Here is a 19,132-nt window from a genome sequence, read left to right as displayed (position 1 = left end):
TGATTGTTTCCGGTGGTCCCGCATACTGATACGGACCCACGCGACGGAAGCGGCTCCGCTAGGCTGCGGAGCACTATGCGTTTCGGGCTGCTTCTCCTTAGCTGCCGCGGCGAGGGCCTGTAGTCGAGGCCGACCCCCTCCCCGCGGTGCTTGGTGTTGCGTGTCGGCCGTCCTTCCGTCCGGACATTCTCCGGTCACACTGAGGAGCCACCGCGCCATGGCGAACCGCCAGCAGCCCAGCCAGATGCCGATCCACAAGTACGGCCAGTACGAGCAGGTCGACATCCCCGACCGCACCTGGCCCGAGAAGCGGATCACCACCGCCCCCCGCTGGCTCTCCACCGACCTGCGTGACGGCAACCAGGCCCTGATCGACCCCATGTCGCCCGAGCGCAAGCGCCGGATGTTCGACCAGCTGGTCAAGATGGGCTACAAGGAGATCGAGGTCGGCTTCCCGGCCTCCGGCCAGACCGACTTCGACTTCGTGCGCTCGATCATCGAGGAAGAGGGCGCGATCCCGGACGACGTCACGATCTCCGTACTGACCCAGGCCCGCGAGGACCTGATCGAGCGGACCGTGGAGTCCCTGAAGGGCGCCAGGCGCGCGACCGTCCACCTCTACAACGCCACGGCCCCCGTCTTCCGCAGGGTCGTCTTCCGCGGCTCCAAGGACGACATCAAGCAGATCGCCGTCGACGGCACCCGTCTGGTCATGGAGTACGCGGAGAAGCTGCTGGGCCCGGAGACCGAGTTCGGTTACCAGTACAGCCCCGAGATCTTCACCGACACCGAGCTGGACTTCGCCCTGGAGGTCTGCGAGGCGGTGATGGACGTCTACCAGCCCGGTCCGGGCCGCGAGATCATCCTGAATCTGCCGGCCACCGTCGAGCGCTCCACGCCCTCCACCCACGCCGACCGCTTCGAGTGGATGAGCCGCAACATCTCCCGCCGCGAGCACGTCTGCATCTCCGTCCACCCGCACAACGACCGCGGCACCGCCGTCGCCGCCGCCGAGCTGGCACTGATGGCCGGCGCCGACCGCGTCGAGGGCTGTCTGTTCGGGCAGGGCGAGCGCACCGGCAACGTCGACCTGGTCACCCTGGGCATGAACCTGTTCTCGCAGGGCGTCGACCCGCAGATCGACTTCTCCGACATCGACGAGATCCGTCGTACGTGGGAGTACTGCAACCAGATGGAGGTCCACCCGCGCCACCCGTACGTGGGCGACCTGGTCTACACGTCCTTCTCCGGCTCCCACCAGGACGCCATCAAGAAGGGCTTCGACGCCATGGAGGCCGACGCGGCCGCCAAGGGCGTCACCGTCGACGACATCGAGTGGGCGGTGCCGTACCTGCCGATCGACCCGAAGGACGTCGGCCGCTCCTACGAGGCCGTCATTCGCGTCAACTCGCAGTCCGGCAAGGGCGGTATCGCGTACGTCCTGAAGAACGACCACAAGCTGGACCTGCCGCGCCGGATGCAGATCGAGTTCTCGAAGCTGATCCAGGCCAAGACGGACGCCGAGGGCGGCGAGGTCACCGGCGGCGCCATCTGGGCCGTCTTCCAGGACGAGTACCTGCCGAACCCTAAGAACCCCTGGGGCCGCATCCAGGTCCGCACGGGCCAGTCGACGACCGACACCGACGGCGTCGACACGCTGACCGTCGAGGCCACGGTCGACGGCGAGGACACGGTCCTGACCGGCACCGGCAACGGTCCTATCTCGGCCTTCTTCAACGCCCTGGAGTCCATCGGCATCGACGTACGTCTGCTGGACTACCAGGAGCACACGATGAGCGAGGGCGCCTCCGCGCAGGCCGCTTCCTACATCGAATGCGCGGTCGGCGACAAGGTCCTGTGGGGCATCGGCATCGACGCGAACACGACGCGTGCGTCGCTGAAGGCGGTCGTCTCGGCCGTCAACCGCGCGACCCGCTGACCCGCCTGACCGGTGGTTTCAAGGCCCTGATCGTCGTATACGGCGATCAGGGCCCCGTCGTTTTCGGCCACCGCGCCGTGGAGGTCACGGAAAGGTCTCGTCCTGGGTGCTGACTACACCTCTTCCATGTGGCTAACATCACGCAGACGCGGCGATGTTGCCTGGGGGCACCTCCCGCGCCCTTAAGGCTGTGGGGGAGTTACGGAGGTGCGACGTGCTGCCAGGACGGGGACAAGACGGCCGTGTCACCAGGCTTGCCCGCATCCTGGGCACCCGCACCGCGTGGACGACCGTGGGCGACGGCGAGTTCTTCTGCCCGGGCTGCGGCGGCGACCGCAACTACCAGCGGCTGACCGGCCGGCGCCGCTTCACCGTCCTCGGCATGCCCGTCGTGCCGCGCGGCGAGACCGGCCCGGTCGTCGAGTGCGCCGCCTGTCAGTGCCACTTCGGCACCGACGTCCTCGACCACCCCACGACCATCCGTTTCTCCGCGATGCTCCGCGACGCCGTCCACACCGTCGCCCTCGCGGTCCTGTCCGCGGGCGGCACCTGCGCACGGACGTCCCTGGAGACGGCGGCGAGCGCGGTGCGCGCGGCCGGCTTCAGCGACTGCACCGAGGAACAGCTCGCCGCCCTCGTCGCCGCCCTCGCCGCCGACACCGGCCGCAGCTACGGCGAACCGTACGGCACAGGACTCGCCATAGAGCTCCACGAGGCCCTCGGCCCCCTCGCCCCCCACCTCGCCCCGGTCGGCCGCGAATCGATCCTGCTGCAAGGCGCCCGCATCGCCCTCGCGGACGGTCCGTACACCCCCGCCGAGCGCGAGGTCCTCGCCACGGTGGGCGCGGCCCTGACGATCTGCGCGGAGGACGTGACCCGGCTGCTGGAGGCGGCCCGCACGCCGTCGTGACGCCCGCCCGGATACTCCCCAGGGAGTAACGAGGCCGCCCGGCCACCCCCGGCAGTACCCCCGAACTCGCCCTCGCGTGCGACGAACCGTCCCTCCCGTGCCGGAAGTCTGGAGAGCGCAACCGGACAACCGCGCCGAAGGGAGGGCCCGTCTCATGGGGGCCGGGAAAAGGAAGAGCATCCCCTGGGTGATGCTCGCGCTGTGGGTGGGTGTGCTGGCGCTCGCCTCGCCGTTCGCCGCCAAGCTCGCCGACGTACAGCACGACCGGGTCACCGACTACCTGCCGGCGAGCGCCGACTCGACCAGGGTCGCCACCCTGCAAGAGGGGCTGCCCGGCGGCGGGAGCACCGAGCTGGTGCTGGTCTACCACCGTGACGGCGGGCTCACCGCAGCCGACCGGGCGACGGCGGGGGAGCAGGTCTCCAGGATCGCCGGGGACCACGCGCTGACCGGCGTGCCGCAGGGGGTCCCGTCCGCCGACGGCACCACCCTCATGTACCCGGTCGCCACCAACGAGCCCGGCACCGACGAGGAGAAGCGGGACGCGCTCGTCGACGAGGTACGCCAAGTCGCCCACAGCGAAGGCGGGTTGACGGTCGAGGTGGGCGGGACGGGGGCGCTGGCCACCGACGCGAGCAAGGTGTACCAGTCGCTCGGCGGACCGCTGCTCTACACCACCGTCGGCGTCGTCGCCCTCCTGCTGATCCTCATCTACCGCAGCCCGGTGCTGTGGCTGGTGCCGCTCGTCGTGGCCGGGATCGCCGACTACCTGTCCATGGGCGTCGCCTACGGCCTCAACCAGGCCTTCGGCACCTCGGTGTCCGGTCAGAGCTCGGGCATCATGACCATCCTCGTCTTCGGCGCGGGCACGGACTACGCCCTGCTGCTGGTCTCCCGCTACCGGGAGGAGCTGCGGCGCGTGGAGCGGCCGTACGACGCCATGCGGGCAGCGCTGCGCGGCTGCGGGCCCGCCGTGCTCGCCTCCTCCGGGACCGTCGCCGCCGGACTGCTGTGCCTGCTCGCCGCCGACCTCAACTCCAGCCGGGGGATGGGACCGCTGGGCACCGCCGGGGTGCTGTGCGCGCTCGTCGCCATGCTGACGCTGCTGCCCGCGCTCCTCGTCCTGCTGGGCCGCCGGGTGTTCTGGCCGCTGGTGCCCGCATACGGCTCCACGCCCAAGGCCCGCCGGTCGCTGTTCGCCGCGATGGGCACCTCGGCCGGCCGGCGCCCCCGGACCGTCCTGGCGGCCGGCGCCGTCCTGCTCGGCGCGCTCGCGCTGGGCGCGCTGAACCTGCCCGGCGCGGTCAAGCAGCAGGACTCCTTCGTCGACCGGCCCGAGTCGGTCGTCGCCATGGAGACCCTCGCCGGCGCCTTCCCGGAGCAGTCCGCCCAGCCCATCGAGGTCATGACCCCAGCCGCCCGCGCCGACGCCACGCTCGCCGCGATCCGCGACACGGACGGCGTCGCCGACGCCCGCGAGGGCCGCACCGGGGACCGCTGGACGGAGATCACGGTGACCGCCGGCGCGCCGCCGCAGTCGGCGGCCGAGACGGCGACCATCGAGGCACTGCGGGACCGGCTGACCGGCTCCTACGTGGGCGGGCCCAGCGCCCAGCGGATCGACCTGGTGGACACCAACACCCGAGACCGGCTGATCGTCGTGCCGATCGTCCTCCTCGCCGTCCTGCTGATCCTGATCGCGCTGCTGCGGTCGCTCGTCGCGCCGCTGATGCTGGTCGCCGCCGTGGTCGCGGTGTGGGGCGCGGCGCTCGGCCTCGGCGGGCTGGTGTTCGGGCCGGTGTTCGGCCTCGAGGGCACGGATCCGGGGCTGGGGCTGCTGTCCTTCGTCTTCCTGGTCGCCCTCGGCGTCGACTACGGCATCTTCCTGATGCACCGGATGCGGGAGGAGTCGGTGCGCGGCGCCGAACCCGTCACCGCCGCGCTGACCGCGCTGCGGACGACCGGCGGGGTCATCGCCTCCGCAGGCCTCGTCCTCGCCGCGACCTTCGCCGTGCTGACGAACATGGGGCTCGTCCAACTCGTCGAGCTGGGCTTCGTGATCGCGGTGGGCGTGCTGCTGGACACCTTCCTCGTCCGGACCTACCTGGTGACCAGCGCGAGCGTGGCACTGGGGCGGCGGGTGTGGTGGCCGGGCCGGCTGTCACGGGCACCGGCACCGAAGCCGCAGCGGCCGGACGAGCCGGAGCAGCCGGATCGGCCGGAGCGACGGACGGCGCCGGTGTGAGCCGCTCGCGGACCGGCAGGGCGCCCCTCCTCTCCCCCAGGGGTGCCCGCGTGCCGCAGGATGAGCCCGTGCAGGCAACCCCGACACCAGTGCGTCCCCGCCGGGCCGAGCGGATCATGAGGGTGGTCAACCGCGACCCCCGCACCGCCCCGCACCGCACCCGCAACGACGCGCTGCTGGCCGTGGCGACGGCCGCCCTCGCCACGGCCATCGCCCTCGTCGGCAGTAACGGGCCGCGGCCCGACGCGCTCGGCTGGACGCTGTTGCTCGCCGCGCACGCGCCCCTCGCATGGCGGCGCCGCAGTCCGCTGCCGGTCCTGCTCGCGGTGGTGGCCGGCGTCGTCCCGTACCACGCCCTCGACAACGACCACGCCGCGCCCGTCCCCGTGACCATGGTGGCGCTGTACACGGTCGCGGGGACCGGCACGGCACGCCGTACGCTGCTCACCGGTGCCACGGCCCTCGGCGTGACACTGATCACCAACGCGCTCACCAACCCCGACGGGGTGTTGGAGGTCCTGCGGATCTCCGGCTGGGTCATCGCCGTCCTCTTCTGCGGCATGAGCGCCCGCTACTACCGCCAGTACGTCGCCGCCATCGTCGAACGCGCCGAACGCGCGGAGCGCACCCGTGAGGAGGAGGCCCGCCGTCGCGTCGCCGAGGAACGCCTGCGCATCGCCCGTGACCTGCACGACCTGCTCGCGCACACCATCACCCTCATCGGCGTGCAGACCTCCGTCGCCGCCCACGTCCTGGCCGCCGACCCCGACCGCCTCGACCGCGCGGCCGTCGCCAAGGCCCTCGACGACATCGCCGAGACCTGCCGCAGCGCGCGCGGCGAACTCCGTACGACGCTGGAGGTGCTGCGCGAGAACGGCGTCCCCGACCCGCGCGGACCGCTGCCCGGCCTGCACGGCCTGCCCGACCTCGCCGAGACGGCCCGGGTGACGGGGGCGGAGGTCGAACTGTCGGTGGGGGCGGGGGAGGTGCCGCCCGCGGTTGGCGCGGCCGCCTACCGGATCGTCCAGGAGGCGCTGACGAACGCGGTGCGGCACGGCGGACGGGACGGCCGGAAGGTGGGGGTCCGGGTTCGGGTGCACGAGGAACACGGCGCCCTGCGGGTGACGGTGACCGACGACGGTGGGGGTCCCCCCGCTCGCGCGAATCCGAGAGTGGGGGAGGGCGCCGGCGCCGGCCCGCCCGGGTTCGGGCTCGTCGGGATGCGGGAACGGGCGCGCAGTGCGGGCGGCACACTGGAGGCGGGGCCGAGGAACGACGAGGGGGAGGGGTTCGAGGTGCGTGCCGTACTGCCGACGGAGGTCGGCCGATGAGCGTGATCCGGGTGCTGCTCGCGGACGACCAGACCCTGGTCCGCGCCGCGTTCGCGATGCTCGTCGGGTCGGCGCCGGACATGGCGGTGGTCGGCCAGGCGGGCACCGGGCGGGAGGCGGTGGCGGTGGCCCGCGGCGAACGCCCCGACCTCGTCGTGATGGACATCCGCATGCCCGACCTCGACGGCATCGAGGCGACCCGGCTGATCGCCGCCGACGAGGAGCTCGCCGGGGTCCGCGTCCTGGTCCTGACCACGTACGACACCGACGAGAACATCGTCGAGGCGCTGCGCGCGGGCGCCTCCGGTTTCCTGGTGAAGGACACCCGGCCCGCCGACCTCCTGGACGCCATCCGCACGGTCGCCGCGGGCGAGGCGCTGCTGTCGCCGGGGCCGACGGCCCGCCTGATCGCCCGTTTCCTGCGCAGCCCCTCCGGGCCGCCCGCCGTGGGCGGCCCGGAGGGGCTCTCCGAACGGGAGCGAGAGGTGCTCGCCCTGGTCGCGCGGGGCCTGACCAACACGGAGATCGCCGAGACGCTGGGCCTCAGCCCGCTCACCGCGAAGACCCACGTCAGCCGCATCATGGGCAAGCTGGGCGCGCGGGACAGGGCGCAACTGGTCATCGTGGCGTACGAGTCGGGGCTGGTGACACCGGGGAGGACGTGACCCGGCGCCGACGGTCCCTAGGGGAGCGTCCGCTCGTACGTGCTGTCCGTGTCGGAGTCGTAGACGAGCTTGCCGGCCGCGTCGTAGCCCTTGATGTGCGGGGCGCGGGTGACCTGCTGGTTCAGGATGCCGGCGGCGACGAACCAGCCGTGGTCCAGGGTCGCCGTCGCGCTGCTGTCCCCGTAGGAGACGGTCACCTTGGCGACCGACGGCTCGACCGTGCCGATGACCCCCCAGCGGAACGGCAGCTTCCAGTTGCCCTTGTCGAGGAACGACTGCTGGTACAGCTTGCCGCCGTTGATGTCGGCCACGACCGGGCCCGCTTCCGGTGAACCGCCGCCGTTCGAGCCGGAGTTGATGCCGGACCCCTCGCCGTCCCTGACGTTGCAGATCACGCGATAGCCCGCCGGCCGCTCCTTGGTCGCGACGACGTACATGCCGTCGCCCGGCGCGTTGGAGTCACCGGTGCTCTTGATCGCCAGGATGATCCGGTAGTCCGCCGCCTTGCCCAGGTCGTCCTCGCCGGCCAGCGCGCTCGGCATGTTCTGCCGGTTCCAGTCGATGCACTTCTGCAGCCCGTTCGCCGCCTGCGCGAACGTGATCCCGTCGAACAACTGGCCGTCCGTGGCCGGCCGCGCGGGTCCGGCAGGTGCGGCGGACGGGGTGACGGCCGGGCTGCGCGGGGCGCTGACCGACGGCCTCGGTGCCGCCGTGTCAGCGCCCCGCCCCCCGTTCCCCCCGGCCACGGCGTACGCCCCCACCGGCACCGCGGCCAGCGTCGCCAGCGCCGCCCCGGTCACCGCAGCGCGCCGCCGCCGCTCGGCCAGTCCCCGGCGCCGGATCGCCGGATACGGCGCCGGCGAGGGCCGAATGGCGTACGCGTCCTCCGCGAGCAGCTCACGCATCCGCTCCTCGAACCCGAAGCTCTCCTGGTTTCCCGTCCCACTCACCGACTGCCTCCCTGACCCTGACCCCGACCACCGGACACCGCGCGACCGACGGGGGCCAGGCCCGGATACGTACGCAACTTCGCCAGCCCCTTCGACGCCTGGCTCTTGACCGTGCCGGGCGAGCAGCCGAGCACCTCGGCCACCTCCGCCTCGGACAGGTCCTCCCAGTACCGCAGCACCACCACCGCCCGCTGCTTCGGCGGCAGTTGGGCCAGCCCGGCCAGCAGGGAGCCACGCTCCTCCACCCGCCCCGGCCCCTCGTCCCGCCCGGCCCGCTCCGGCGGCGCCGCCGTCAGCGCCTCGGCGACCCGCCGCTTGCGGAACCGGTCACTGTTGCAACTGACCAGCATCCGCCGGACATACGCCTCCGGGTTGTCGCTGCGCGAGATCCGCCGCCACGACCGGTACGCCTTGGCCAGCGCGGTCTGCGTCAGGTCCTCCGCGTGGTGGACGTCCCCCGTGAGCAGATACGCGGTCCGCACGAGCCGGGACCACCGCGCTCTGACGAACTCCTGGAACCGGTCCTCTTGTTCGGCCTGCATCAAGCACCCTCCTCGCCCTCCAGACCACCGGTTGGACCGAATCGGTTGCCCGGTCTCGGCGAGGTGTTCGACGGCGCCCACGCGGTCCGCACGGAGGTATGGCGCCGCAGTGACCGACGTCTACCCTCGAACGGCTCGGCGTACCGTGCGGAAGTTCGGGTTGCTGACAAGGCGATGGCTTCCGCCGTCCAGTACATCGCACAGCGCTTCCGCCGCCCACCGGCTCGCTCGAAGATTGGCTTCGGAGGTGTGGTAACCCATTGCCGGAAGAGCGAGGAACCGGTCGGTGCCGAGGTGCAACAGGGGCTTCCACGCGTGGCCGACGGCCACTCCGTCGAAGGCGCAGCGCACGGACTTCTCCCGCGCGGCCCACAGCAGCGCGTCCAGGTCCACCAGCCCGGGATGAGCAGCGTTGATCAGAACACATGATGTGCGGACCAGTTCGAGTTCCCGGCGCCCGACGTCAGGGGTCTCCCCTGGCAGGGGCCCCGGTCGATGCAGGCTGATGACGTCACTGGTTCGGAAGAGCTCCTCTCTGGGGCAGTACCCGACGCCCAGTTGAAGCTCGGCAGAGATGTTCCGCTCAGGAGCGTGGTAGACGACGTCCATTCCCAGGCCCAGCGACGCCGCTCGGGCGACTCGCCCACCGATGCGGCCGAGGCCCAGAATGCCGAGGCGCTTTCCATGGAGTTCGGTTCCGGCCGGTGGCTGTTCCGTTTCCACTGACTGTGGTGTGAGGGGACTCGAACAGAGGGAGCGGGACATGGCGAGTATCAGGGATACGGTCAGTTCGGCCACGGAATCGGCATTGGCCCCTGCCGCGTGGACGACGGCGATGCCCAGGCTGTGCGCCCGTTTCCAACCGCCGACGTTGGCCTGGTAGTCGGTGCCGACGAACGCTGCGACTTCCAGCTCTGTGGCGCGCTCGAAGTTCTCCTCGTTCGCCGACTCGTAGCCACCTATGAGGTATCCGCGCGCACCGTCCAGTAGATGATCCAGTTCTGTGGGTGAGAAATGGTCGTGCGGCACATGACGCGTCTCGTAACCGCGGCTTCGCACATACGAGAGGACGCCCTCCGGTACCAGATTGCTGCCGCTCACCGCGACAATTCCCTTGTGGGCCACGGTTTCGGGTCCTCCCGACGGATTAGGCCGGACGCAGACCGACGAGAGCGTCGATCAGGGCATCACATGCGCTGTGGAACTGGTGTGGATCCCTGAGAAGGGCGACCCTGATCCAGTCGCGCGACTCGGCGGGAGTCTTGTGCGATTCCCAGAAGAACGAATTGCCGGGGAGCAGCTCCAGCCCGCGGGAGCGGCAGGCGGCGAGCAGGGGGTCGGCGAGCTCGGCGAAGTTCAGCCACTCCACGCTCATCGAGGCTCCCGGCCCCGACGCTTCGCCGCTCAGGCAGAAGGGGCTGGCCGGGAGTGGAATTTCGGACAGCCGAGCCCGCAGGTGCTGCCGGTTCGACCGGGCCAAGGCGCGGGCCGCGGCAACCTCGTCGTGACCGCTGGCGGTGGAGTCCAGGGCAGCGGACAGCAGGGCTATGTTGACGGCGGACACGTTGAGGAGGTACTGGCTGACGATCTCGGTGAGGCGAGGGGCCAGTGCCTCGCTGAAGGAGAGCACGCTCACTTTGGTGTCGTGCATGGAGATGACCTTGCCCGTGTCGTCGATGGTGGCCACGGGCGCGCCGACCTCGTCCGCGAGGTCGAGGACGGGTAGACACGTGGTCTCCTCGAGCATTCGGAACGATAGATCGAAAACCACGACGACCCGCCGTGTCGCGGCCCAGTTCAGTAACTCGCACAGCTCGTTCCGGGCCAGGTGACGGCCGGTCGGATTGTTGGGGTTCACGATCAGCAGGGCGTTGACGCCGGAATGGTCCAGGTAGTCGAGGTCGGCGCGTGGCAGCAGACGGGCTTCGGGTATGGGGAGGACATTGTCACAGGACATCTGCAGCAGCGCCGGAATGTTATCGAATGTCGGTGTGATCACGCCGAGCTTGGTGCCGTGGTCGCCGCGGAAGAACTTGGCCATGACGTCAATGGCCACGGAGGCCGAATAGAGAAAGCGGGTCCGGCTGCGAGGGTAGGTCTCTCCGGTCCGCGCGGTGAGCAGATCAAGGAAGTCGTCTTCGACGGCCTGCTGATGGCCCGCGCGCATCGTGGTGATGTCGAAAGCCTTGCTGAGCACACTGCCCAGGCGGGCCACTGTGTCCGGGTGCAGGCTGTGCCGGGCGTGCCCGTCGGCAAGGTCCCTCGCGTAGGTCTGCGCAAATTTCTCGATCTCGGTCGAGTTTCTGAAGCGGGGATGAGTCATTCTCTGCCACACAGGATGAGGGAAAGAGGTCCGGCTTTCGAGAACGTCTTGGTGGTGAGTACACGATGGGCGCGGTAGTCGGTCTCCTCGCCGATCCGTTCGGCGACGGCCTGCAGGCCCTCGGGGGTGGCATCGCCGGGCTCGTGTTCCATGAGGACCCACCCGCTTTGTAGATGCCGGGTGAGCGCGCGGAGCATGCCGATGACATTGTCCGCGTACGAAGCCTTGGTTGGCGCCGGGGCTTGAGGCGTGTGACGGGGAAACAGGAGGGAAGCCGCCGCACGCAGGTCGGCTGACACCTCCAGCGGAAGTCCCGTGCGGTAGAACGGTGGCGATGTGAAGACAACCGCTCCCCGCATCCCCACTGGGATGCCTGTCCATGTCCCGGGATCCGTGCAGTCACCGCACCGGACGAGACCCTTCGAGGCGGACTCGGGCTCGATGGGCCGCTTTTCGAGATCCGCCTCGATGTCCTGAAGCCGCGTGGGCGCACCCGTTTCCCCGGCAAGACACACCACAACCGCCAGGCACGCCATGTGCATCTCGTCCGTGGGGCGCTCATGGTCGAGATCAAGTCCGGTGCAGAATTCCAGCAGCCTCTCAGGGGAGGTGAGTTCGGGCGTGTGTCGCAGCAGACGAGCGTGGTGACGGTGGGCCGTCGCCTTCGCGTGGGAGACGCAGGCCAGCACCGGATCCCACTCGATCCCGAAGAACGGTGTGCCGAACTCCCTCGCCACAGCCGCCGTGCAGCCTGCTCCACAGAAGGGATCGACAACCGCGGTCGGGGGGTCTCCGCAGAGGTTGAGGATGGTTTCCGCCGCCGTGGTGACGTTTCCCGAGTTCGGCCTGTTGTACCAGCGTTCCACCGGCCGGGTCGGATCAGGCAGGTACTCCTGCAGGGTTCCGGGACGGCTGTAGGGGTGGAAGGCGACGAGACCGTCGGAGGCGTTCGGTATCACAGCACCAGCCTCGCCATCGCCGCGACCGCCCTGCCGTCGCACTCTCTCAGCAATTGCCTCAACTCCTCGATCGCGTGGGCATGTACCGGCGCCGCGAGGCCCACCGTGGTGACGGCGGTTGCCCACGACGCGTCGTCGTTCACGGCGTTCGCCAGCAGATCGATTCCTCGGGCGCCCGGCACGTTGCGGTAGAGGTTGCCCTGCAGGGCCGGCCAGCGCGTGATGATCTCCGCGAGGACGATCAGCTTCCGGCTGCGCTCCATCGCCTCGGCCGGGCGGGTGAGCGGATGCGTCACCGCCAAGGCCCTCTCGTACAACTGCCACACGTTGAGCTGGCGCTTCGCCTCCCGGATGGACCGATCGGTCCGGGCGGCGAGACGCTCGGCGATGAAGTCGCGGATCTGGGGGTGGCTCTGCATCGCTCGCCACGGGATGGTCTGGACGGGCGAAGGCGGAAACGCCGTCGTGAGGTGAGGAACGCCGCTCCCGTGACCGCCGGGCGGTACGGGGCCGGTGGCCGACGGGGGCGTGGGCCCGATGCCTGCCGGAGCTGTGAGGCGTGGTGTCCGTGCCCTGGGATCCCTGGTGGACGGGATCCGCGTCACGGCGGAGGCGCCCGCAGTGACGACGTCGACGAAGCGACCGATTCCCTCCTCGCTTATCTGAGGCAGGGTGACGGGCAGTTGGACGAGCTTGCGCAGAAAGGCCCAGCCCGGGGTCGCATCGTCGCCCTGCAGCACGGTGTCGTCGAGGGTGAGGACGACATGTATGTGATCAAGATGGGCCGCCACGACGGCGGGGTCCAGACCGATGACGAAACGGGCCTTCAGGTCACCGCGGTGAGTGAAGCCCGAGAGGAACAGATTGACGGCCTCGAAGACCTCGGCCGTGGTGCTGGCATGGCAGCGGTCGAGGTCGTCCACGAAGACCACGAGGCTGTGACCGGACGCCGTCAGGTCCGCCAGTACGTCCCCGACGTCGTGCTGATGCAGATACAGCGAACCTGCCCTCGCACGCAGCAGCGGGTCGTAGAAGCTGTACGCCGTCTCTCCCGCGCCGGTGCCGTCGTCCGTGGCGGAGCCGAGCAGCGGGCCGGAGAAGAGCGCGGCGGGGAGGAAGTCCGTTGCCCTGCCCCACCAATAGCGCAGCACCGTATGGGCGATTCCGATGGTGAACAGTGCCGCGGACAGGCCCAGCAACAGCGTCTCGGGTGTCATGTCCAGGCCCAGCGTCTCGACGGTGGTCGTATTGCCGCCCACGGCTGCGGCCAACTGGATGACGACGGCGCCGACTCCGACGCCGAGGACGGGTGACAGTAGTCGGCGCCAGATGGAGCGGCGCAGGGCGAACCGCTCGATGCGCCTGATGTTGCGGCTGAACCAGTACCTGTGCCAGGCCTCCTCCGTCGGACACAGCACCTGGGAGGCGGCCTGGATGATGGCGTCGGTCAGGCCCGCCCAGAGCTGTTCTCCGGACTGGTGGGCCCAAGGGTTGAACCAGGCGGTCACGATCCTGCTGGGTGGTGGCGAGTCGGCTCGTCGGCGGGGGCGGGGCGGGGTCCCCTTGCCGTCGAGTTGGCGGACGGCCTCCCGGACCGTGAGGCGCCGGGGGCGGGCTGCCGCAGTCTGTGGCCTTGCGGTGGCCCGTTCGTCGAGCTTGTTCTGCACCAGTCGCATCAGGGTGCTCTTGCCGCAGCCCCACGGTCCTTCCACGGTGACCACGGTCGGGCCCGCCTCGTCGGCGTCGCCCGCGGTTTCGGGGCGGATGATCTGGTCGGCGATCGCCTGGGCAAGGGTGTCCCGGTCGAGCAGATCCGATGCGGCGGGGGCGTCGGACAGACCCCAGAGGGTGACCGGACCGGCTTCGATGGTGCGGATGGCCAGCCCGAGTTCCGGGTCCCACATACGAATCGCGCCGTCGTAGCCCGCAGACACGAGCCGGCAGGTGCCGGCGTGATCCTGCCAGCAGGTCAACGACCACACCATCAGGGTGTGTCCGACGAGCGGCACACCTGCCTGGGTCCCCGTTGCCGGGTCCCACACCCGCACCACGGCGTCGAAGCCCGCGGAGGCGACTCGGCACGTCCCGTCCGGGAGTGTCCATGAGGTCAGGGCCCGGATCCGACCCGAGTGTCCGGTCAGGAGAGCACCACGTGCCGTCTGGGTCCAGGGATCCCACAGGCGGACCGTGCCGTCGTACCCGGCGGAGGCCAGCCCCGCGGTGCCGTCGTCCGATGTCCAGGCGGTGACGGCGAGCACCCCGCCGACGTGCCCGACGAGTGGGGCGCCGACCTGTGTCCCCTCCTCGACGTTCCACACGCGGACCGTGCCGTCGTCGCTCGCCGATCCGAGCCAGTCCTGGCCATTGGGTCCCTTGAAGTGGGCCAACGCCTGTACCTCGGCGCTGTGTCCGGTCAGGTCGGGACCGCACTGGTCACCGGTCTCGATGTTCCAGACACGGATGGTGCCGTCGTAGGCGCCGGTGGCGATCAGCCGGGTTCCGCCCGGGCCCGACCAGGTGGCCAAGGACAGGACACCGCCCGGCTGCATGGGCGGAGGTGCGCCCACGGCGCTTCCCGTTTCGGCGTCCGTGTACCGGATCGTGCCGTCATAACTGGCGGATGCGATGCACCCCCTGCCGTCCGGGGTGATCCAGTGGGTGAGCGCCCTGATCCACCCCGTGTGGGCGTCCACCGCCTCCCTCCTGGGTGCACCGGTGTCGGCGTCCCAGATGTGCAGCAGACCGTCGGCGTGACCGGAGACGATGCGCGCACCGCCGTCGTGGCCGAACCAGCTGGTGAGCGCCTGGATCGAGGCGGTGTGCCCGTCGAGGGGTTCGCCCACCGGGCCGGCGGACTCCGCGTCCCAGATGCGTATCGTGCCGTCGTCGCTCGCGGACGCGAAACGCGGCGTGCCGGCGGGCCGACTCCAACTTGTCAGGGCCATCACCCCGGCGCGATGGCCGAGGAGCGGGGAGTGGACCTGATCGCCGGTGCCGGCGTCCCAGAGGCGCACCGTCCTGTCGTAGTGGGCCGAGGCGATGCGGACCGTTCTGTCGGGTGCGCACCATGAGGTCAGTGCCATGACCCAGGTGCCGGCCGGGCGAGTGGTGAGCAGCAGGCTTCCCTCGTCGTCCCAGATGCGAAGGTATCCGTCGGCGCCGCCGGACGCGATCCTGACCGTCTCTCCGTCGCCCACCCAGGATGTCACCGCCAGGACGCGACCCTCGTGGCCGGTCAGAGGCTGAGCGATGGCCGTTCCCGTCGTCGCGTCCCAGATCCGTACGGTCCCGTCGTCGCCCGCGGACGCGATGCGAGCCGATCCGTCGGCGGCCTGCCACGAGGTCAGTGCCCAGATACCCGCGTCGTGCCCGGTCAACGGGGAGCCGACGGGGGCGCCGGTCGTCGCGTCCCAGATCCGGATGGTGTTGTCCTCGCCCGCGGACGCGATGCGAGCGGATCCGTCGGCGGTCTGCCACGAGGTCAGCGCCCACACGCCCGCGTCGTGTCCCCGTAACGGCTCGCCGATCTCTGTGCCCGACTCCGGGTCCCAGATGCGTACGGTCCCGTCGTCCCCGCCTGAAGCGAGCCGAGTCGACCCGCCTCGGACCTGCCACGAGGTCAGCGCCCAGAGTCCCGCGTTGTGGCCCGTCAGCGGACCGCCGACCGGGGCGCCGTTCTCACCGTCCCAGATCCGTACGGTGCCGTCGTCGCCTGCGGAGGCGATCCGTGTCGCACCGGCGGCACTCTGCCAGGACGTCAGTGCGACCGCTCCGCCCGGTTGAGGAGCGAGCCCGGGTAATCCTTCCAAGGTCCCTTGCGTCATGGATCCGCGTCTCCCCCTCTGGGCGCATGCGAGCCACGCGCCGTTCTGCTCCCCCTGTCGAAGACGGCCGGCCACGCAATGAGCGGCAGTGCCGGATCGCTTGACGCAAGCTGCCTTCCCTGCGCCGGGGCTCTTCATGCCAACCGGGCACCTGCGTGGCGGAGTGTCAGCGGAGGCGCAGGGTCATGGTCATGCGGATTTCGCCGGGGCCGTAGTAGTCCGGGCGCGGGGCGTCGGAATCGGGGGTGAACCCGAAGGACTCGTACAAGCGCAGAGCCGTGGCGTTACCAGGGTGCACCGTCAGGCGGGCCTCGCGGAAACCTTCGGCCAGCAGCAGCTTCAGGACCTCGACGACGAGTCGACGGCCCAGGCCGCGCCCGCGCAGGCTTTCGGTGACACCGAGGCTGTGGAGCCAGCAGGAGTCTCCGTCCGGTTTCGGGCAGGCCAGGATGTATCCCACGAGGATGCGGTCTTCCATGTCCTCGGCGACGAGCAGGAAGTCGTCGAACACGTCGAAGAACTGACGCAGCGCGAAGTAGGGGTAGGCGGCACCGGGGAAGGCTTCCCGGTCGAGGCGATGGATGTCGGGCAGGTCGACGTCCAGGGCGTGCCTGATCCGCAGGACGTCGTCGCGAAGCTCCTTGAGTGGGGGAGCCTGGGGGAAGGTCGACTGGAAATGATCTGGTCGAAGAGGACGCATGCCGGTCCTAGAGATCTCTGTGGGGTCAGTCGGTCGTACTGGTACCGTGAAGTATGCGAGCGGATTCGGCTGATGGCGGATCAATCCTAAACGCCGATGTGTCCTGGGATGAGTTCGACCCGGACGAATACATGCGTCGAAATTACCTCCACCTCCAGTGCGTCGACCTGGAGATCATCCAGATCATGAGCAGGCACTTCGGTGATCACTTCGGTGCGGAATTCGACCCTCCGCGGTCCGGGATCGATGTGGGTACGGGCTCGAACCTGTACCCCGCGCTCGCGATGCTGCCTTGGTGTGGCGAGATCACGTTCCTTGAGCGGTCGGCGAGCAATGTGGACTACCTGCAACGGCAAGTACCCGGCTATGACGCGCACTGGGATCAGTTTTGGGCCGCCCTGCGTCAGCACAAGACCTATGAGGCGTGCGAGGAGCTGCCCAGGCGGAGGTTTCGGCAAGCGGTCCGGGTGCGGCCTGGCTGTCTGTTCGATCTGACCGAGCGTCAGGACCGTTGGTCCATGGGCACGATGTTCTTCGTCGCCGAATCGATCACGACATCACTCCAGGAGTTCCATCGGGCGGTTGCTTGCTTCGTGGGGGCACTCTCCCCGGGGGCTCCGTTCGTCGCCGGATTCATGGAAGACTCGTTGGGGTACCGGGTCGGCGATGCCAAGTTTCCGGCTTGCTGTATTGACAGTTCGCGGCTCCTTGACAGCCTTTCTCCTTTCGCCGACGAACTCGACGTCGTCCGGACGGGGAATCATGGGAGCCTCGTCAGGGACGGTTACAGGGGGATACTCGTCGCTCGTGGATTCAAGTCTTTCGGCGCGGGGTAGGCAAGTCTGCGGCCTGTGCGAGGGGGCGGGGATATGCAGTTGAGGCCGAGGCAGCACCTTTTGGAGATCTGGCAGGCCGTCGCCCGTCATTCCTTCGACAACGGAGAATGGCAATGGGGTGAATGGGGCGGCCGCAGCAGCGTCGCCGACGCGGAGCGCCTGCTCTGCCTTCTGTACCCCGCCACCGAAATCGAACCGTTCCGTCTGGACGACCCCGACACCACTCAGCTGGACGTGGAGAGGGCCCTCAGGAACGCGGGTGACTCCAGCGAGATTCCCATGAACCTCCTGGAGATCCTCGGCGACTTCATGGAGAACCACCGCGGCGAGGAGAGTCCGACCTTCGCCGGCGGCTACTACTTCGCCCCGGAGAACCCGGAGCACGAACTCTCCAAGGAGCAGGAGGAAGTGGGAGTCGTCGACTCCTACTCCATGTCGATCACGCTCTGCCTGGCCACCCTCGGCTTCCTCAAGGTGTACCGGGGCAAGACCCAGCGGGCCGGCACCCTCGCCCGCATCGACAAGCTGAGGGACGCGACCAGCGCCCGCCTGACCGCGGCGATGGTGAGCCTGCTGCGTTCCTTCACCGTCAATGTCGTCGACATCGCCTCCGACCAGGGGCAGGCGCTTGCCCGGCTGCTCGGCCGGGGCCGGCTGTCCGACCGCCAGGTCCTGCAACGCTTCCAGGACCGGTTCAAGTCGCTGCGCGCCCTCATCAGCGAGAGCGTCACCCTCGGCCTGGACACCGACGTCGCCGACCAACTCCGCAACGAGAACCGGCTGTTCGAGTGCGGCTGGGCCTGGAGCCTGGTGAAGGACGCACCCGAGGTCGAGGTCGAGGCGCAGACCGCCCAGGACATCGGCAAGCAGCCTCAGGGTGTCGCCCACGCCGTGCCGTACCTGTACTTCACCGTCGTCGCCCTCGACGGCATCCCCGCCCTGTCCTCCGAGCGCACCCTCGTCCTCGGCCTGCTCACCGCCGAACAGCAGAAGCTGGCCGACGCGCTGCGGCTGCGCTGGGAGATCACCCAGCAGTACTGGTCGGGCATCGCCCGCTTCGACGCCGCCACCTGGCCGCTGGAGGAGGTCCCCTGGCGCACCACGCTCCAGCAGCTGGAGTCCGAGTACTTCTCGCTGTCCGTGGCCTCGATCCTCGTCCACGACCTGGTGCGCCGCCGTGCCACCGACGACGACCTCACCCGCACCGTCGCCGTCATGGAACGCCTCGCCGAACGCGGCCGCATCACGAGCCGCACGGCCCGTGAGGATCCGGCGATCGGCCTGCACAACCCCGGAGTCACCCTCCCGCTGCTGGGCAGTGAGGAGATCGGCCCGGCCATGAAGTGGACGATGGGCGACTTCTCCGCGCAGCTGCTCAAGCGGACCGTCCAACTGTGCGCGCTGTCCCGGACCATCGGCTCGCAGGACCGTCTGCTCACGCTCGCCGAGAGCATCCTCGACCACCTCTGGGCGCGTCGCGTCAGCGACGGCGAGGGTGTCGGCCTGTGGGACAACGTGCACGCCGTGTACCCCGAATCACCGGTCCGCACAGGACCGTTGTCCTGGAGCATCACCGAGCGTGTCACCGAGTGCATGGTCGCCGCGCACGCCCTCTACACGCAGGATCCGATCCGCAGCTCCGAGATGACCGCCCTCGCCCAGGCGGCGCTCAGCGAAGCAGCCCACCTGTTCGGCAAGGAGCAGCTGGAGCAGCCCGCCCCCGCCCTCAAGAGCCCCCAGGGAGAAGAGATCAAGGGCATCGAGGCCGACCTGCGTCGCGCCCGTCAGCTCGTCGACAAACAGCCCGGCACCGCCCACGCGCTCACCCTCGGCGTCCTCGCCCGGCTCTACGCCCTGGCCCGCGCCCGGGGCGCAGACGCCCGGGGCGCAGACGCCCGGGGGGTGTGA

The 19,132-nt window shown here is 69.8% G+C and carries 14 protein-coding genes; 7 read left to right on the top strand and 7 right to left on the bottom strand.

Going from position 1 to position 19,132, the window contains the following annotated elements; translation table 11 throughout:
* The first annotated feature begins 217 nt into the window (after positions 1-217).
* From leuA to OG289_RS17500, 5 genes are all read left to right on the top strand, one after another.
* A complete protein-coding gene (gene leuA / locus OG289_RS17520) occupies positions 218-1,939 on the top strand; it encodes a 2-isopropylmalate synthase (protein WP_327314959.1) in 1,722 nt (573 codons plus the stop codon).
* Positions 1,940-2,153: 214 nt separating this feature from the next.
* A complete protein-coding gene (locus OG289_RS17515; protein ID WP_327314958.1) occupies positions 2,154-2,849 on the top strand; it encodes a tellurite resistance TerB family protein in 696 nt (231 codons plus the stop codon).
* 154 nt (positions 2,850-3,003) lie between these two features.
* A complete protein-coding gene (locus tag OG289_RS17510) occupies positions 3,004-5,094 on the top strand; it encodes an MMPL family transporter (protein ID WP_327314957.1) in 2,091 nt (696 codons plus the stop codon).
* A gap of 68 nt (positions 5,095-5,162) precedes the next feature.
* Positions 5,163-6,425: a sensor histidine kinase gene (locus OG289_RS17505; protein ID WP_442818912.1), complete on the top strand. Its 1,263-nt coding sequence runs from the start codon at positions 5,163-5,165 to the stop codon at positions 6,423-6,425.
* Positions 6,422-7,090, top strand: coding sequence for a response regulator transcription factor (locus tag OG289_RS17500; protein ID WP_327314956.1), 669 nt, complete (start codon positions 6,422-6,424; stop codon positions 7,088-7,090). Before OG289_RS17505 ends, OG289_RS17500 begins: the two co-directional genes overlap by 4 nt.
* Positions 7,091-7,107: 17 nt before the next feature.
* Here the strand turns inward: OG289_RS17500 and OG289_RS17495 are convergent, their stop codons facing one another.
* The 7 genes from OG289_RS17495 to OG289_RS17465 form a co-directional block, all read right to left on the bottom strand.
* On the bottom strand, positions 7,108-8,040 hold the full coding sequence (locus OG289_RS17495) for a hypothetical protein (RefSeq protein WP_327314955.1): 933 nt from the start codon (positions 8,038-8,040) through the stop codon (positions 7,108-7,110).
* Positions 8,037-8,582: a SigE family RNA polymerase sigma factor gene (locus tag OG289_RS17490; protein ID WP_327314954.1), complete on the bottom strand. Its 546-nt coding sequence runs from the start codon at positions 8,580-8,582 to the stop codon at positions 8,037-8,039. The genes OG289_RS17495 and OG289_RS17490 overlap by 4 nt, the downstream gene beginning before the upstream one ends.
* 120 nt (positions 8,583-8,702) lie before the next feature.
* Positions 8,703-9,707 (bottom strand): NAD(P)-dependent oxidoreductase, encoded by a 1,005-nt coding sequence (locus OG289_RS17485; protein WP_327314953.1) that lies wholly within the window; start codon positions 9,705-9,707, stop codon positions 8,703-8,705.
* A 22-nt stretch (positions 9,708-9,729) separates the two neighbouring features.
* Positions 9,730-10,905, bottom strand: coding sequence for a pyridoxal phosphate-dependent aminotransferase (locus tag OG289_RS17480; protein WP_327314952.1), 1,176 nt, complete (start codon positions 10,903-10,905; stop codon positions 9,730-9,732).
* A complete protein-coding gene (locus tag OG289_RS17475; protein ID WP_327314951.1) occupies positions 10,902-11,864 on the bottom strand; it encodes a hypothetical protein in 963 nt (320 codons plus the stop codon). Before OG289_RS17475 ends, OG289_RS17480 begins: the two co-directional genes overlap by 4 nt.
* The gene (locus OG289_RS17470; RefSeq protein ID WP_327314950.1) at positions 11,861-15,673 is read right to left on the bottom strand and encodes a P-loop NTPase fold protein; all 3,813 of its coding nucleotides are present in this window, start codon (positions 15,671-15,673) and stop codon (positions 11,861-11,863) included. Before OG289_RS17470 ends, OG289_RS17475 begins: the two co-directional genes overlap by 4 nt.
* A gap of 181 nt (positions 15,674-15,854) precedes the next feature.
* A complete protein-coding gene (locus OG289_RS17465) occupies positions 15,855-16,388 on the bottom strand; it encodes a GNAT family N-acetyltransferase (protein ID WP_327314949.1) in 534 nt (177 codons plus the stop codon).
* A gap of 53 nt (positions 16,389-16,441) precedes the next feature.
* On the opposite strand from OG289_RS17465, the gene OG289_RS17460 reads away from it, so the two are divergent.
* Entirely contained in the window at positions 16,442-17,224 is a 783-nt protein-coding gene (locus OG289_RS17460) for an SCO2525 family SAM-dependent methyltransferase (RefSeq protein WP_327314948.1), read from the top strand.
* A gap of 33 nt (positions 17,225-17,257) precedes the next feature.
* Positions 17,258-19,132, top strand: a complete 1,875-nt coding sequence (locus OG289_RS17455) for an SCO2524 family protein (protein WP_327314947.1) — start codon at positions 17,258-17,260, stop codon at positions 19,130-19,132.

This window comes from Streptomyces sp. NBC_01235 (assembly GCF_035989285.1).
Taxonomy (GTDB): domain Bacteria; phylum Actinomycetota; class Actinomycetes; order Streptomycetales; family Streptomycetaceae; genus Streptomyces.
Note: the sequence above shows the minus strand (reverse complement) of the source record. Positions and strands in the feature narration are given on the sequence as shown.